This is a genomic window from Exiguobacterium sp. LL15, from assembly GCF_024436095.1.
In the GTDB taxonomy this organism is placed as follows: domain Bacteria; phylum Bacillota; class Bacilli; order Exiguobacteriales; family Exiguobacteriaceae; genus Exiguobacterium_A; species Exiguobacterium_A indicum.
Map to the genome: position 1 here is coordinate 26,831 of NZ_JANFNX010000002.1, position 16,445 is coordinate 43,275.

13 protein-coding genes are annotated in these 16,445 nt (G+C 48.6%); 6 read left to right on the plus strand and 7 right to left on the minus strand.

The window, feature by feature from the left end; translation table 11 throughout:
• Position 1: 1 nt before the first annotated feature.
• Complete coding sequence (locus NOM72_RS11545) at positions 2 to 1,180, minus strand: MATE family efflux transporter (RefSeq protein WP_255999207.1); 1,179 nt, start codon at positions 1,178 to 1,180, stop codon at positions 2 to 4.
• Positions 1,181 to 1,229: 49 nt separating this feature from the next.
• Between NOM72_RS11545 and NOM72_RS11550 the strand changes: the two genes are divergently transcribed.
• Positions 1,230 to 2,402, plus strand: coding sequence for a glycosyltransferase (locus NOM72_RS11550; protein WP_255999208.1), 1,173 nt, complete (start codon positions 1,230 to 1,232; stop codon positions 2,400 to 2,402).
• Positions 2,403 to 2,450: 48 nt separating this feature from the next.
• Here NOM72_RS11550 and NOM72_RS11555 read toward each other — a convergent pair whose 3' ends face one another.
• On the minus strand, positions 2,451 to 6,896 hold the full coding sequence (locus NOM72_RS11555) for a polysaccharide biosynthesis protein (RefSeq protein WP_255999209.1): 4,446 nt from the start codon (positions 6,894 to 6,896) through the stop codon (positions 2,451 to 2,453).
• A gap of 183 nt (positions 6,897 to 7,079) precedes the next feature.
• On the opposite strand from NOM72_RS11555, the gene ypfJ reads away from it, so the two are divergent.
• Positions 7,080 to 7,922 (plus strand): KPN_02809 family neutral zinc metallopeptidase, encoded by an 843-nt coding sequence (gene ypfJ / locus NOM72_RS11560; RefSeq protein ID WP_255999210.1) that lies wholly within the window; start codon positions 7,080 to 7,082, stop codon positions 7,920 to 7,922.
• An 82-nt stretch (positions 7,923 to 8,004) separates the two neighbouring features.
• Complete coding sequence (locus NOM72_RS11565; protein ID WP_023466709.1) at positions 8,005 to 8,172, plus strand: hypothetical protein; 168 nt, start codon at positions 8,005 to 8,007, stop codon at positions 8,170 to 8,172.
• Positions 8,173 to 8,233: 61 nt separating this feature from the next.
• Here the strand turns inward: NOM72_RS11565 and NOM72_RS11570 are convergent, their stop codons facing one another.
• Positions 8,234 to 8,602: a nuclear transport factor 2 family protein gene (locus NOM72_RS11570; protein ID WP_023466710.1), complete on the minus strand. Its 369-nt coding sequence runs from the start codon at positions 8,600 to 8,602 to the stop codon at positions 8,234 to 8,236.
• Positions 8,603 to 8,624: 22 nt separating this feature from the next.
• A complete protein-coding gene (locus tag NOM72_RS11575) occupies positions 8,625 to 9,107 on the minus strand; it encodes an Rrf2 family transcriptional regulator (RefSeq protein WP_055969858.1) in 483 nt (160 codons plus the stop codon).
• Between the two features lie 208 nt (positions 9,108 to 9,315).
• On the opposite strand from NOM72_RS11575, the gene cydD reads away from it, so the two are divergent.
• The 3 genes from cydD to NOM72_RS11590 all read left to right on the plus strand — a co-directional run bounded on the left by cydD (position 9,316) and on the right by NOM72_RS11590 (position 13,516).
• Complete coding sequence (gene cydD, locus NOM72_RS11580; RefSeq protein ID WP_058713396.1) at positions 9,316 to 11,046, plus strand: thiol reductant ABC exporter subunit CydD; 1,731 nt, start codon at positions 9,316 to 9,318, stop codon at positions 11,044 to 11,046.
• The gene (gene cydC, locus NOM72_RS11585) at positions 11,043 to 12,752 is read left to right on the plus strand and encodes a thiol reductant ABC exporter subunit CydC (protein WP_058713397.1); all 1,710 of its coding nucleotides are present in this window, start codon (positions 11,043 to 11,045) and stop codon (positions 12,750 to 12,752) included. Before cydD ends, cydC begins: the two co-directional genes overlap by 4 nt.
• A gap of 125 nt (positions 12,753 to 12,877) precedes the next feature.
• Complete coding sequence (locus tag NOM72_RS11590; RefSeq protein WP_174315903.1) at positions 12,878 to 13,516, plus strand: cyclase; 639 nt, start codon at positions 12,878 to 12,880, stop codon at positions 13,514 to 13,516.
• A gap of 40 nt (positions 13,517 to 13,556) precedes the next feature.
• On the opposite strand, the gene kynB is transcribed toward NOM72_RS11590, so the two are convergent.
• Genes kynB through NOM72_RS11605 form a run of 3 tightly spaced genes read right to left on the minus strand, consistent with a single transcriptional unit; the run spans position 13,557 to position 16,436 of the window.
• The gene (kynB, locus tag NOM72_RS11595; protein ID WP_035399239.1) at positions 13,557 to 14,180 is read right to left on the minus strand and encodes an arylformamidase; all 624 of its coding nucleotides are present in this window, start codon (positions 14,178 to 14,180) and stop codon (positions 13,557 to 13,559) included.
• 13 nt (positions 14,181 to 14,193) lie between these two features.
• Positions 14,194 to 15,033: a tryptophan 2,3-dioxygenase gene (gene kynA / locus NOM72_RS11600; RefSeq protein ID WP_050676921.1), complete on the minus strand. Its 840-nt coding sequence runs from the start codon at positions 15,031 to 15,033 to the stop codon at positions 14,194 to 14,196.
• Positions 15,034 to 15,056: 23 nt separating this feature from the next.
• Positions 15,057 to 16,436, minus strand: a complete 1,380-nt coding sequence (locus NOM72_RS11605) for an amino acid permease (protein WP_035399235.1) — start codon at positions 16,434 to 16,436, stop codon at positions 15,057 to 15,059.
• Between the last annotated feature and the right edge of the window lie 9 nt (positions 16,437 to 16,445).

The following is a 16,445-nucleotide window of genomic DNA, read 5'->3' on the forward strand; positions in this document are numbered from 1 at the left end:
GCTATGCCTCCTTCACGGGATCGGGGTGCCGAGGTAAGGTGAAACGTAAAATCAGAGCACCAAGTAAAAAGACACCTGCTTGTGCGAGCAACCAAATCTCGACGGTCGAGTGAAACGTCGTCAAGACAAGGACGAACAGAATCAGAATCAGCCAATAGCCTTTCAAGTAACCAGTTCGATGTAGGGAAAACTGGACGAGTGCCTCGTATTGAATCAAAGTGATACCAACATAAACGAAAACCATATACTTGATGTAATGGGTTGCCATGTCGTAGCCGCTCCCGAATAAAATCGGAATCAGGTAAGGAACAATCGTCCAGTACACCAAAACTGCAAGAGCGAGTCCACCTAACAAGATGCGGTAAAAGCGACGCTCCCAAAGAAGAAAGGCTTCGTCCTGACTTTTTTGACTTAAGCGTGGCAACAACAATTGGGCGAGTGATAACGCAACGAACAACAGGAGTTGACCAAACCGTAAGGCAACGGAATAATCTCCGGCTAATTGCGGGAAGTAACGGGTGACGAGAAGACTATCGAGAGTGAAAAATAGTGTCATGACGACCTGTGTATGGATCATATGGACGAGTCCGTTCGCATGAATACGCCCGCTACTAACCGGGAACGTGACTTGTATCAGACTTAATAGATAGGACGCGATCATGCCAGCCAAGATGAACAACAGTGCATAACTGACGTTCGTTTGTTGAATCAAAAGCCAGGTGGCTAGGACTTTGACGACGGATTCGATGTAATACGAGAGGTTCAGGGCATAGAAGCGTTCGGTCGCTTGTAAGACACCACGACGAAAAGAGAGAAGGATATGAAACACGATGATGAAATAAACAATTAGTAGGTTTATTTTGGTAAACGGCAGGAAATAAGGTAATGCATAAAGTAAAATAAGTAAAAAGCATCCTGTAACCACCAGTATACGAAAACGGAGCTTTTGATAATCATTTGTCTTCTGTTGACTGTAGTCCCGTGTCACGGTCCATTGTAAAGCGCCACCGATGATGAGTAGAAGACCTAAGAAAGCTAGATAAGCATTCAGTAATCCGTAGACGGCACTAGAAAGCTCACGAGCTAATAGTAAATGATAGGCATAGTTCACGAGATTCAACGCTACATCGAGAATCGGAAAAATCAACAGGACGGCATGTCGCTGAATGAAACTTGTCATGGAGCCACCTCCCATCAGTCAGAGCTGTTTTACGGAAAGGATGAAACTTATGAGTCAAGGACATATTGCTGTTTTCACCGATCACTCTCGGCATATTCCATACGAATCATTGATTTCCTATTATCCAGTTTTGTTTTATACACAACCTGGTAGATGTCCTGCCTCGTTCGAACAGATCGCTAGCACTGAAATTCAAGAAGCGGAAGAACACGAGATTCTGTTGTATGTCGTCGACTATAAGACGCGGGAAGAGGAACTTGCGATCGCCAATCAGATTCGAACTGTACGTCCACGCTCGAAAATCTTGTTGATTAAAGAAGCGATTCGTTTAAAGGGAGATTTCCCGTATCATACGGTTCAAGGAGACGGGATGCTTCGTCTGTTTTCTTACCGACCAGCCTATCCGAATGAATTATTTGCTGAAATCCAGCATATCATTCATCCTGAATATCCCATTTTAAAGGATACTATAGCCTTTATATTGCCAATATTTAACGAAGAGAAACGTTTTAATTATGTAAAAGATTTTTTAGAGTCGCTTGCGACCTTCATCAGCGAAGACTACATCCACGCTTCGATCAATTTCTTTGATGATGCCTCATCGGATCGATCGAAAGCACTCTTACAGGAGTATCGCTCGATCGTCATGGAAGCAACCGATACGTTGTTCACGGTCGGATATCTCGAAGTACATCAGGTCGAACAAAATACACGGAAGGCCGGTCTGTTCATCGAGGGAATGAAAAACGTCTCAAGTGATTATTATGTTTTCGTCGATGCGGATAACTCGTTTCGGATCGAAGACATCGCACGGTTGCTGACGATCGCCCAGGAAGGATATTATGACATCGTCGTCGGGACGAAGGATTTGACGATTGAAGATCGAGGAGCCGTCCGGCGTTTCATGAGCTTCGGAAAACGAAATCTGACACGGTTCTTCTTACCAAAAGGGGTAACTGATTCGCAGACCGGTCTGAAGATCATCAACCGACGGGTCGTCCATCGTCTGTTGCCTTATCTACACGTCGAGAGTGGTCTCGCAATTGATCTAGAGCTGATGTATGCAGCGAAAAAAGAACGCTTACGGGTCTACCAACAACCCGTGACCTGCATCGAGCGTGAGGGATCGCACGTCAATCTCGTCAAGGATTCCGTCGCGTTCTTGAAGACGATGGTCAGCCTGTATCAGCGCCACCGAAAAGAGGAAGTACCGGTCAAATGAAAAGGACAATGGGGATCCGTGGGATCTCCATTGTCCTTTTTCGATACACTATTTCTGGTTTCGTTTCAGACGAGGAAGACGTTGCTTGAACACGGACAATAGGCGTTGTCGGATAGCCAGACCACGATTGCTTGTCATGAAATAAATCAACAAGATACTAAGTGGGAGCGCTAAGACGAGGATGGTCAGTCCGGCGTAATAAATCGGACGCAACACGACGGTCACATGTGCCGTCTTTTCGTTCGAACGATACAACTGACTGACGCCATTTAATGCCGTGTCACCACGCATCACTTCCTGATCTGTCTGGAGTTTAAATAACGGTGTCGGAGAATCATTGACCGTAAAGCGACCGAGTGGCGCATCACCGTTTATATCCCGTCCCATCTGTGAGGCATCGACGTCAAGCGCACGGGCAGGTTCTGTTGCGAACAGCGTATCGCTTTGCTCGGAGAGAACGAGTTGATCGATTAGAATCAGTTGATCGTACGGTAGCACTTCTAAATTCTTCAGACGCAATTGCCCAGCCTTTTTCTCATTTCCGCGCGTCCAGATGTGCAACTGCATCCGGACAGTCTTCTTCGGTGGAATGACGATTTGTTCGTAATGGTTCCACTGCTTCTTTTTCTTTTCTTCGACTTCATTGATGAAATCCGTACCGATGACCCGATCATCTTTATCCAGGTAATACACTTTGAGGTGTCGTTGACGGACGTTCTTGCTGACGGCGTCGAACTGGATCAAATATTCGTGATTCGGTTTCACCTTCATTTTTTGCGAGGCATAAATATACCAATCGCACGAGCAGGTCGGCTCGTAATCAATCGTGTAGCCATCTTCAGTCTCACTCGCGTCGAACATATCGTCCGTGATCGAGACACACGTCGCACAATTCGCTGCCGCTTCCGGAGCGGCGAGGGCTTTATCGGTGACGATCTCGTTTGGGTCGAACTTGTGTAGATCCTTCCAATTGACGAGTGACGGCACCTTGCTCGCATAGGATAGTTCTAGCTGATAGCGTCCCTTCTCGAGAGGGATATCGGATAACTTCACATCGTACAACGTTTGGTAAACATCACTCAACTCTGTCATCCGGTACGGAAACGCTAAGTGTAACGGATCGTACGTCACCGTTTGATTACCGATCTGTTGTTGGTGTTTTTGACCATTTAGAATATCAGCACGAGACAAGGCGCGTTCGAAGACGACCTGTTTTCCGTCTCGGATTTTGACAGTGATTCGACCATCGTTTCCTGGCGGTGGAGTCAACATCAGTTGGAGTTGATAATCGGTCGCTTCACGAATATCGATTGAACGCTGTAAACGTCCCCGTTGCGCAGCGATTCCTTTCCCAAAGCTCAGTCCAGGATAGTTTCGTTCCGACTGCAAGTGACCGGTGTAATCGAATCCGGTCTCTGCCTCGATTACCATTAAGGTCTTCGTGAAAGCGAGTGTATCATCGACGCGTTTTCGTAAAGCAGTCAGCTTTTCTTCCGGTATCAGAACGATGTTTTGGATGGCATTAAAACCTTCCGTGTTCGTCACGCTGAGCGTCGCAGGACCGCTCGGCGTCGTGAACGAACCAATCGGAACCCAAGCGAGTTTAGCACCGGATCGTTGTCGAGTTGGAATCGTGAAGCCTCGTTTATTGAAGGTTAAATCGAGTTGTCCACCTTTTTGGTTCAGCAGCACACGGGCAAACCCAGCGTAACGACCGGCTGGCAGGTCTTTCGTCATCGTAAACGTGTTCGGGATCATATAATCCTCATAGCTGAAGATTTTAATATCATGGACCCACCAATACGTTTTCCGCTCGGGGCGCTGGAAACTGAGTAGATCAATCCGCATCGTCTTTGCGTTTCGTGGTGTGACATATTCACCTTGCAAGTGAATCGCGTCGACATCACCGGAATCACGCGGAGCGACGACATACGTCTGATTCACCTCGCGATCCTTCTCATCAAAGAACCGGACCTTGACGTGGAGCCGGTCGACACCGCGACCGCTCGCTGTGATATCAAAGCGGTAGGCGTTATTCGGTCGTGCCGGCAGCTTACCGGATTTTGCGACTTGCCAGATGTATTTCGGATCACCTTCTGCGACTTCCGCATGAAGGACAGGCAGGTTATTATCTTTTGACATCGGATTCGGAGATAAGTCGACGATGTCCGGGTTATCGGCTTTGAAGAATGTCTCATCCTCAAGCATCGAATTAAAGGAGGCGACCTGCTTCGCCTTTAATCCATCTAATTTGTAGACCGGCGCGTCAATCCGGGCGGAAGCAAACGAGAGACCGATCCCGTCTCCAAAATCGAGGTCAAACGACGGGTTCGTCATCCCTTGCGTTCGTAAATACCAGCGCCAATCATTATTGGCAAGAAACGTCTTACCCCAGTTCAGGAAGGCATTCGCTGAATCAATCGCATCGAACGGTTTCCAGTAGTATTCTTCCGGTACCTGACTGAGAACAAGATCATTTTCCTCGACCATCTCAACGATATCACCCTTTTTCATCCAAGAGAGACTATCCTGATGTGCTTGTGTCGCATACAAAATCGATTGACGACCGAGGTTGTAGCCATCCAGTGTCGGATAACTGATTGACCGTTCGAGTCCATAAGGGGTCAACATCAATTGTGGAACGGTTCGGGTGTCGAGCGGTGCGATCAAGTCGAACAAGGTGAACAAGCCGACTTGTTTCGTTTGTACGAGATCACGTTGTTCCTGTAGAACCTTTAGATTGAAGTCTTGTCGGTCCTTCATCCCCGTGTACTCATCCCGGTAAGCGAATTGTTTCAGTCCGAATGCTTTCGCAATCTGTCCGGCTTGTTCCGAGCGACCGGTGTCGAGTAGATATTGCATGAACGTCATCATGTAACCAATCGTCGGTGACGCTCCTTCGTGATGGAAGACGGTATCGTGTGCCGACGTATAGACTTGCACGTCACCCGTTGCCTTGATCTCGCCACCTTTTCGTGGATTTTGATTCCAGCGTGGAGTCGCGATGCCGGTACTCGGTTGCGTCATCTCGTCTGCAATCGGGAATTGCAACCATTTCCCATCGACTTCTTCTTGGATAGCCGTGTACTCCTTAGGCATTTTGACTGGATGATAAAAACCTTCCATATAGACAGTCCGGTAAGGGAGGAAAAAACAGGCGACGACGATCAGTGTTCCGACGATCGAGACGCCCCGGTACAACTTCAGTGGAATCGTTCGGGACGCACGGATAAAGACGGCGTTCAATCCGACGGCGAGCAACAAGCTGTAACTGACCATTAAGAGACCAACCAGCTTATTTGGATCGCGGAACATCGCACCAATCAACGGTGTCTTCGTTACGAACAGGACAAACGCATCGGCAACTTGTTCATGGGTACCGGTCGCGAAGACGATCAGCGGAATCGCAAGCAGACTAAAGAACAGATGGATCGGTTGCCGATACGCGACGACGGCTCCTAGCAAGATGAGTAAAAGTGTAATCGCGCCAGCAATCCAAAACGTCAGCGGTAACGTCGTCAAATCAAACATCGGCCACCAGTAGCTCGTTAAAAATAAAACGTTCGTCCAGCTCGAGTGGCGGCTGAACAACATCAACGTATCAGAGACATTGATATTGTGTTGTGAAGCTTGTGAGCCAGTCAGAATCGAGCCGACGTACATCAAGAACCAATATCCATTGAATAGTAGAAAAACGAGACCAAACGCACAGGTCGCTCGGACGTAAAACCACAGTAACGACGACCAAATCCGTTCTTTGCGACGCGTCCAACTTGTCTTTAGGAAAATGAGTCCGACCATGATTCCCATATAAATCAGCGAGAAGAAAAAATAATGGATCCCCGCCGCCATGAAGGCAAAGACGATCGATAGTCCGGTGATATCAATCCATGTCCGTCGACTCAATCGATCAGACAAACGGAAACCAGGATCGAGCTGTTCCCGAAACTTCGGGTCGAAGATGTTGAAGAACAACATCAAAGCGTAAGGGAAGACGGAATAGCCACATAATAAATAGATATGTTGAATTCGCGTAATCACCCACGGATTCAAGGCATAAAACAACGCAGCGATTGCGAAGGCAATCAGTGAGAGATAAGAAAAGTGCTTCGAGACATAAACGGAATGGAGCCGTTTCGTAAAAGCAAACATCGATAAAGCAGAGATCGTTAACAGTCCGACGATGAATGACTTGATCAAGACAGGACCGGATGAGCCAAACAATAGACTGAGTACATAAAACGGTAGGATGTAGAGCAGTCGTGCGATATTCAGAAGCGTCGTCGTGCTCCAGCGGTTGTTCCAGGCCCCATAAATTTCTTCTAAATAGCGATGTGAGGACAGTCCGAAGGATAGATCGCTGAACGTCACCATACCGGAACGAAACAACGGGAAGCTATAAATTAGGATGAATACAAACATACCAGATAGGACAAGGATATCCTTACGGTACGTATGCATGAAGTTCTTGAGGTGTTGACGGAACGAGTGCATCGGACAACTCCTTTCTGCGAAAATCCGTGCTGAACTTCTTCTCTACAGGAGGGCGATATTCCTAGAAATGGATGTACTTATTTTAGCAATGAATACGAGAAGGAACGTCCATCCTAAGACGGAGCGTTACGGACGAATGCTTTCGGGTAAAGACCTACAACGAAACGAGTAGGAGGAAAGCGCATGAAATGGAAGGGAAGAGAACGGAGTTCAAACGTTGAGGATCGACGAGGAATGGGAGGGAAAGGAATTGCCGGCATCGGTGGTGGTGTCGGAATCATCCTGCTGATCGTCATCACCTTGATGGGCGGTAATCCAGCTGAATTACTCGGAGACCTAACCGATGGGGATCAGCAAAATACGACATATGAAGAAACAGCACAGGAAAAAGAAGCAGCGGACTTCGTCTCCGTCGTCTTAGCGGATACGGAACGAGTCTGGACGAAGGAATTCAAAGAAGATGGTAAGACCTATAAAAAACCGAAGCTCGTTTTATATACGGATCAAGTTAGTTCGGCTTGCGGACAAGCAGGGAAGTCCGTCGGTCCCTTTTATTGTCCCGGTGATCAGAAATTATACATTGATTTAAGCTTTTATGACGAATTACAGACGAAGTACGGGGCACCGGGCGATTTTGCGATGGCCTATGTCATTGCGCATGAAGTTGGACATCACGTTCAGACGTTACTCGGAAAGTCAGACGAGATCATGCCACTTCGAGAGCAAATGAGTGAGGAGAAGTTCAACAAGTACCTCGTTCGATTCGAACTACAGGCCGATTATTATGCCGGCGTCTGGGCGCATCATGCGCAAGGCGAAAACTTGCTCGAAGAAGGCGATCTTGAAGAAGCGTTGACGGCAGCGAATGCTGTCGGGGATGATACGTTACAAGAGAAGGGACAAGGATATGTCGTACCGGAAAGTTTCACCCACGGCACATCGGCGCAACGAGAACGTTGGTTCCAAAAAGGCTTTGATAACGGCACGATCGAAGGCGGAGATACATTCAAAGCGAAGAATCTATAAAACGAAGCAACGACAGTCCTTTGAAACATCTTCCAGTCATTTCCGTAAAGAAGAGGGAAGGATTCAAAGGGGAGTGTCGAAGTTGAAGCACATCAGTCTATTTCTATTGCTCTATACGGCTGTCGTCGGATTGACGTACATCGTGTCACGATTTGCGCCAGACTTGTTGGTCTACATGGTCTATTTCGCCATTGCATCATTACTTGTCATCACAGGCTATTTGTTGAAACGACTCGTAATGAAACGCTAAATACCAAAAAACCTGTGTTCTGCTTGCGCGGAACACAGGTTTTCGTTATTTAAAAGCCATCTTATGAACGGAACATCGTCGGATCATCTGGAACGTTCTCCAGGTAAGCGATCCGTCCGTTTTCATCGAGACGTGCGATATCTTTTCCGTCTTGCGTGAAGACACTACCGTCTGCCCGTTTTCCGCAAACTGCCCAGCGTGTTTCATATGTTCCGGGTGTTGTTTCTTCCCAGCCTGCATACATATGCTTAATATCCTGATTCGCCGTGAACACATGACGGACGAACTGTTTCCAGGCGTCGATGCCGTGCTTTGGTTGTCCGTTCAGGACGAACGTGATGTCTGTCGTGAATAAGGAAACGAGATCCTCAAAAGCTTGTTCATCTGTGCGTGACGCGTCGAATAAGTCGAAATAACGATTCAATACCATAGTAAAAACCTCTTTCTGTTCATTAAAGTGTCATCATCCGGTCTGTGATTAACGCATGCAACCGTTCTAAATGTTCCGGTGGACAGGAGGCATCAATCGCTTGACGGATCGAGCCGATCGATTCGCGCTTCAACGTCGATTGCCACGCCTCTTCCGCCTCTGTCATCAGATTCGAGAGTAGACCGATTTCCTGTTCCTGAATTCCCATCAAATCCTCAAAGACACCGCTTGACGCATACAACGTCTGCTTGCCCTCGATCGCTTGATAAATGTCAAAGATTTGAATTTCGTCTGCCGGACGTCGTAAGCGAAAGCCGCCTTTGACACCCGGTACGGAATACAACAGATCCGCCTGGACGAGTTTTCGTAAGAGCTTTTGGAAATAAGTCGGCGAGGCACCGAGTTGCTGGCTGATGAATTCACCGGGCAACACAGCGCGATCCGGAAGGAAGGTCAAAAGCAACATCGCGTAGACAGATTGCTCGACCCCGGTTTTCATTTGCATGAGAAGTCCCCTTTCGTTAAACGTGGATAATGTATATCCATAATAGTTTCATTCGAAAGAATTGTCGAGTTTTATGCTCTCACAAAACCGTCACACCTTTTCGACAGCATCTGCATGGCATCCCCGTTCCGGATTCGGTATACTAAATGTACGATATGTGAAAATATTCACTAAAAGTCGTTCACACTTTGTGAAAGGACGTTTGTATATGAATCCATTAAAAGGAATCGTTCAGATTCCACGTAGTATTCTCATTCAATTCATCATGGCAGCTTTCCTGATGGGGGTTGCGGTCGTCGGTCAATCGTACGGCATCGTGTTGACGGTCGATCGGATTTTCTTGAAAGAACAACCGTTTGAAGCCGTCATTCCGTTACTACTCGTCGTCCTCGGGATGCTGTTGCTCCGGGTCATCGTGACGTATTGGAACGGTCGTCTCGGTACGACGTTATCGGCACACATGAAGCAGGCGCTTCGGGAAGCACTCGTCGCGAAATACACAGGTCGTTCGGTCGAGATGATGCTACAAGGGCAAGCGGGACAGAAGGTCAGTGTCTTGCTCGACGCTGTAGACGAGATGGACAGCTACTACAGTCAGTACTTGCCGAAAGTCGTCCAGACGACGATCGTTCCCTTGATGGTCTTGATCGCGGCATTCAGCTATGACTGGATCACTGGTCTCGTCATGATGATCACGGCACCGTTCATTCCGTTGTTCTACATCATCATCGGCATCATGACGCAAAAGCGGGCGGATGCTCAACTCGAGAAGATGACGGCATTCTCGGGAACGTTCCTTGATACGTTGCAAGGACTGACGACCTTGAAGTTATTTGGTCGTGCGAAACGACAACGTGACGTCATCGAAAAAAGTAGTCTTGATTTCCGGGATGCGACGTTAACGGTCTTGAAGCTCGCCTTCTTGTCGTCGTTGATGCTTGAGTTCATCTCGATGCTCAGCATGGGAATGATTGCACTTGAAGTCAGTCTGCGCTTGATTTTGTTCCAAAGCATTACCTTCATCCCGGCGTTCCTGATGCTCGTGTTGGCACCAGAATACTATCTTGCCTTAAAAGAGATGGGAGCTGCCTTCCATACGGGACGAGGTAGTGTCGCGGCAGCGAAACAGATCGCAGCCGAACTAACAGCAGACGATCGTCCTGTTGCCTTTGGTCAATCAGAACTTGCGATGAACCGTCCACCACGAATCGTCTTGGATGAAGTTGATTTTACGTATCAAGAAGGACGCTTTGCCTTACAAGACGTGACACTTGCGATTGAACCGTATCAAAAGGTGGCGTTGATCGGTCGCAGTGGTGCCGGTAAGTCGACTGTCTTACAGTTGATTGCCGGACTCGCGGATCCAAAAGAAGGACGGATTCTGCTCGACGGGATTAATCGCAGTCAGGTGGAGGAAGCGAGCTGGTTCCGTCAGTTGAGCTACATCTCGCAGCATCCGTATCTGTATGCCGGAACGCTGGCAGAAAACATCGCAATCGGTGAACTCCGTCAAGCGACGCCGGAAGAGATTTTTGAGGCGGCGCAGGCAGCAGGGCTCGAGGAGCTGATTGCGACGTTACCTAAAGGGATCGACACGGTAATCGGAGAAGGTGGACGTGGTCTATCAGGTGGCGAGAAACAGCGCGTTGCGTTGGCACGAGCGTTCTTGAAACGACCGAACGTCATCGTCTTTGATGAACCGACAACAGGACTCGACGTCAAAACGGAGCGATTGCTTCAACAAGCGATTGAACAGCTTGGACAAGCAGCGACAGTCATTACTGTCGCACACCGCCTGCATACGATCGAGCGCTCAGATCAAATCGTCGTCCTCGATGGCGGACGAATCGTCGATCGTGGCACTCACGATGAACTGCTTGGACGTGATTCGGAATATGCTCGGATGCGCAGCGTCCAGAGAGGGGAGGAAACACGATGAAGGAACTACTAGGAGTTTTTCGGTTGATGGTGCATCAAAAACGCGATATCGCCTGGTCGATCTTCTTCGGTGTCCTCGCCGGAGTGACAGCGGTCGGTTTATTCGCAGCAAGTGGATACCTGATTTCAAAGGCAGCCTTGTTGCCACCGATCCAGACGCTTGCCGTCTTGATTGCGCTGCAAAAAATCTCGAGTCTGACGCGTGCCGTCAGTCGGTATGCAGAACGCTATTATTCGCACCGGGCGACGTTTACGATCCTCAGTGATATCCGAACGTCATTTTATCGTCGACTCGAGCCGCTTGCACCCGGTATTTTCGGGAAGTACCGAAGTGGGGACTTACTTGCCCGAATCGTTGGGGACGTCGAGAGTCTGCAAAATACGTTTTTACGTGTTCTTTATCCACCAATCGTGTTGTTGCTGGTCTTCTTCTGTACGATCTTTTTCGTCAGTTTCTTCTCGTGGACGATTGCCGGACTGTTATTGCTTGGTCTGATTCTGACCGGCTTTTTGATTCCAGGTTGGTTCGCGTACCGCGAACAACGTTTCGCACGTTCAGTTCGTGTCCGCCGTGGTGACTTGTCGACAGAAGTGACAGAGTTGTTCCAAGGCTATCGTGACTTAAAGATTTACCAGCAACTGGATCAAAAAGAACAGGACTTGAATGCCGTCGCGAAACGGTATGTCGAGGAAGAAAAGCGTAATGGGTTACATGCCGTCTCGAACCTTGCTTTGAATACGATGGTGACGCTAATCATCTCTTGGCTCGTTCTGGGTGTCGGTGCCTATCTCGTCGCGAGTGGACAACTCGAAGGGGTCTTCCTCGCTTTACTCGTCATGACATCGCTGACCGTTTTTGAAAACGCCGCACCGATGGCGATTTTACCAGGCTTCTTTGAAGATAGCCGCCATGCTGCGAAACGACTCGATGAAGTCGTGACCGAGCAAGAGGAGCCAATCTATGACACGTTCGTTCTCGATCAGGCACCATCCTTTGAAACGAATGCATTGACGTTCACGTTCCCTGATGCACCTCGCCCGGTCTTACGTGACGTTACCGTCTCGATTCCTGCCGGCAAGAAGACGGCAATCGTCGGGGCGAGTGGTTCCGGGAAATCAACGTTACTTCAATTGATGTTACGGATGTATCCGACGGACGGATTAACGATTGCTGGTCAAGAGAGTCGGACGGTTGATCCGGAAGGACTGTGGCAACACGCAAATGTTGTCTTGCAACAGAATCATTACTTTTATGGAACGCTTCGCGATAATCTATTGCTCGCAAACGAAGCAGCGACGGACGAGGCGATGCGTCAAGCGCTCGATGATGTTGGGTTAACGACGTTCGAATTAAACGATCGTGTATTTGAAAAAGGCGAGAACTTGTCTGGAGGAGAAAAACAACGCTTAGCAATTGCGCGTGTGCTTTTGCGGGAAGCGTCGCTTTACTTGCTTGACGAACCAACGTCTTCCGTCGATGCTTTGACGGAACAGATGATTCTCGATCGACTGTTCGCACGGGCAGCGGACGCGACACTTGTCCTTGTTAGCCACCGGTTAGCAGGTCTTGAAGCGATGGATCAAATCATCGTCATGGATCAAGGTCAAGTCATCGAAGTCGGAACGTATGCCGAATTGATGGCGCGACAAGGGGCGTTCTATGAATTAAAACAAGTCGAACAGTCCGTTTTTGCTCCGATTGGATAAAGATATAGGATTGGCGGTGACCAAATGTGGTGCATCGCCTTTTTTAGTTTATAAGCGAGAGCCGAAAAAGACATGACAGTCTACTTTTGAAATGGTAAAGTCTAGAAAAAACGTGGAGGGATTTCATGCATATCGAACAATCATCCATCGTCGTCGATCAGACGACCGTTTCATATGATCATTTTCAAATGGGGTCCAAACAGGTCTGCTTCTTGATCTCGGGAGCATCGTACCTATACGACCATCCTTACTTTTACTACAGCCGGATGGCGCTACTAGCTCGAGACATCGATGTCATCTGTATTCACTATGTGACAGAAGAGCTATTTTCGATGTCAGACGCTGAATCGAATGCTTGCATGACACGCCGGGTCGACGCTGTCGTCTCAGAAGTGCTTGCGACACATACATACGAAAACGTCCAGTTTATTGCGAAGTCACTAGGAACGATTCCTTTAGCGGCATTACTTGCTAAGCCGAATCTACAGACAGCACGCTTTGTCTTCTTAACACCCGTCCTGACTGAAGTGGCCGAACAAATCGCCACCTCGTCGCAAGCTGGACTCCTCGTCATCGGGACAGCCGATAAGTTTTATGATGAAGTGGCACTTGAAACGTGTCACACCTCGCAACTGACGATTGATGTCATGGAAGGAGCCAATCATTCCTTGGATCAAGGATTCGAGGTCGATCAATCGCTTGCGGTTCTCGGACATGTCGTTCGTCAAATTGAAGCGAGTTTGTTCGAACCACTACCTAAGTAACAAAAAATCCGTACAGCAGATGCTCTGCTGTACGGATTTTTTAGTATGGACGAAGTAAGGCACGAACAGGACTACCGTCGCCGTCGACGAGCGGAAGTGGGACGGCGTTGAGGTGGTAATCACCAGGCGTGATCGCATCCAGGACGAGTCCTTCGAGGATATGGACTCCATGCTGCGCCAGTGCGTGATGGGCCGGCATTTCCTTGCTATCGATCGCATCGACGCTTGGTAAGTCGAGACCAATCAGCGAAATCCCGAGTTCCCCGAGACGTTCAGCAAGACTTGGCGTCAAGACGGGAATCGTTTCTGGGAACGTTGATTTGTCGATCCAACCATCCGTTTTGATGATCAAGCGCTGGACGTCATTTAGCTCAAAGCCATCTAAATCAGCGGCTGTTATTTCTGTACGACCTGGTAAGTAAATGACGCGCGCATGTCCGATGTAGAGATCCGGATCAAGGTCGATGATTTTTTGTCCGGCATCGTCAAAATGAAACGGCGCGTCGACATGAGTGCCAGTATGCAGACTCATCGTTACCTTTCCGACGTTGACGGAACCGGTGTCTGCCTTATTCCATGTCAATATCGCGTCAAACGGTGTATCTCCCGGCCACGTCGTGACGTGGCGATCAAGTGGTTGTGAAACATCAATCCATCGTGTCATCGCTTCATCCTCCTCATAATGTCGTGCGGACTGACCACAGTTCCGGGAAGAATCGGTGGTCGAGCACACGTCGTAGATAACTGACGCCAGAAGAACCGCCCGTTCCTGGCTTTTGTCCGATGATCCGTTCGACGGTACTCATATGGTTAAAGCGCCACATCTGCTGCTGGCTCCCGATATCGAGTAGTTTTTCACCGAGTTCATACAAATCCCAGTATTGTTCAACATCACGATAGACGGTCGCCCAAGCTGCTTCGACACTTGCATTCGGCGTCCAGTCTTGCGTGACATCACGTTCGAGGACAGACTCGTCGATTGGTAGACCATGTCGCGCCATCGCTCGGACCGTTTCGTCGTAGATGCTTGGTGTCTTCAGGTCTTCGAGCATCATCGGATAGAGTGTTTCGTCATGCGCATACACTTTTAGCATCTGCTCGTTCTTGAAGCCGAGCGCAAATTCGATTTGTCGGTTTTGATAGGACTGGAACCCAGATGAGTGACCGAGTGAATCGCGGAATTCTAAATACTCGGCAGGAGTCAAGGTCGACAAAACATTCCACGACTGAATCAATTGGTGCTGAATCTTTGAGATGCGTGCGAGCATCTTAAAGGATGATTCGAGATCATCGTTTGCGACCGCTTGAGTCGCCGCACGCATCTCATGCAGGATCAGCTTCATCCATAGTTCGCTCGTTTGATGAATGATGATGAACAGCATCTCGTCATGATGCCCAGATAAGCGATGTTGACTCGTAAGCAATGGATCTAGTTGCAAATAATCCCCGTAGGACATATCTTTCTTAAAATCCGTTTGAATCGATGCTTCAATAGACGTAGGATCTGTCTTTGTCATTCCCATTCATCCCCTTTATCGAGTTAATTCAGTTTTCGTTTTTCAGCGGTCTGTGGTTGTTCCGGATGCGCCCGTTTCCAGAAGAAATAGGCGATCGATAAGAACACTAACCACGGTACACCAAACTTCAAGACGATTTGGAAATCCGTGAACCACGTCGTCAGGACGAGTGCGAATAATAGCAACGCACCGAGAGCTGTCAGATACGGATAGCCCATCATCCGGACCGGTAACGTCCGTCCGCCTTCGCGTTCCCACGCTTTACGGAAGTAGAGGTGGGAGATGAAAATCATGAACCACGTGAAAATTGCCCCGAACATCGAAATCCCCATCATGAACGGATAAGAGACGCTCGACTGACTGCTGATGATCGCAGCAAGGAAAATCCCGATCGTTGATACGGCGAGTGCGAAGAGTGGCACGCCTCTATGGTTTAAACGACCAAACACTTTCGGCGCATATGTTGCCTTCGATAACGAATACATCATCCGTGTCGAAGCATACAGTTGACTGTTCATCGCAGACAGTGCTGCCGTCAGGATGATGAAGTTCATAATGCCTCCTGCATACGGAATCGATAGCATCTCCATTACTTTAACGAAGGGACTTTGATCGACACCGCCTGCTTGTTGCCACGGGACGATCATCAACATCAAAGCAATCGTGATGACATAAAACGTCGAGAGACGGAATACTGTCGCTTTTAATGCTTTCGGCACGGCGACATCTGGATCCTTCGCTTCACCAGCGGTTACGGCAATCAATTCCGTTCCGAGGAAGCTGAACAGGGAGATGAAAATCGCGATCCAGAGACCTGAGAAACCGAACGGCATGAAGCCACCGTCATTCGTGAAGTTTTGTGGACCAATCTCAGGACTTGGACTACCGATGACCAAGTAGGCACCAAGCAGGATGAATAGCAAGATGGCACTGATCTTAATGACCGAGAACCAGTATTCGAAGGTCGCGAACGTGTTGACTGTCGTTGCGTTGATGTAAATCAACGCGGCAGCGAATACGAGAATCCAGACGAATCCGGGAACGTCCGGGAACCAGTATTTCATATAGATCGCAATCGCACTGACTTCAACACCAATCGCTAGGACGTTTGCAATCCAGTACGAATAGCGGACGAGGAAACCAGCGTAGGGACTAATATAACGCTCTGCAATCGTCCCGAACGAGCCGGATGTCGGATGGGCGACTGTCATTTCAGCCAGACAGCCCATTAAAAGTAGGACGATGAAGGCGCCGACCGCATAACTGATCAGAACGCTCGGACCAGCAAGCCCGATCGCAAGTCCACTTCCGAGGAAAAGACCGGTACCGATCGCACAGCCCATTGCAATCATCGTGAGTTGGCGTGTCTTGAGTTCACGCCGTAGTTCAGTAGGTTGTTCCATGGTGTACTC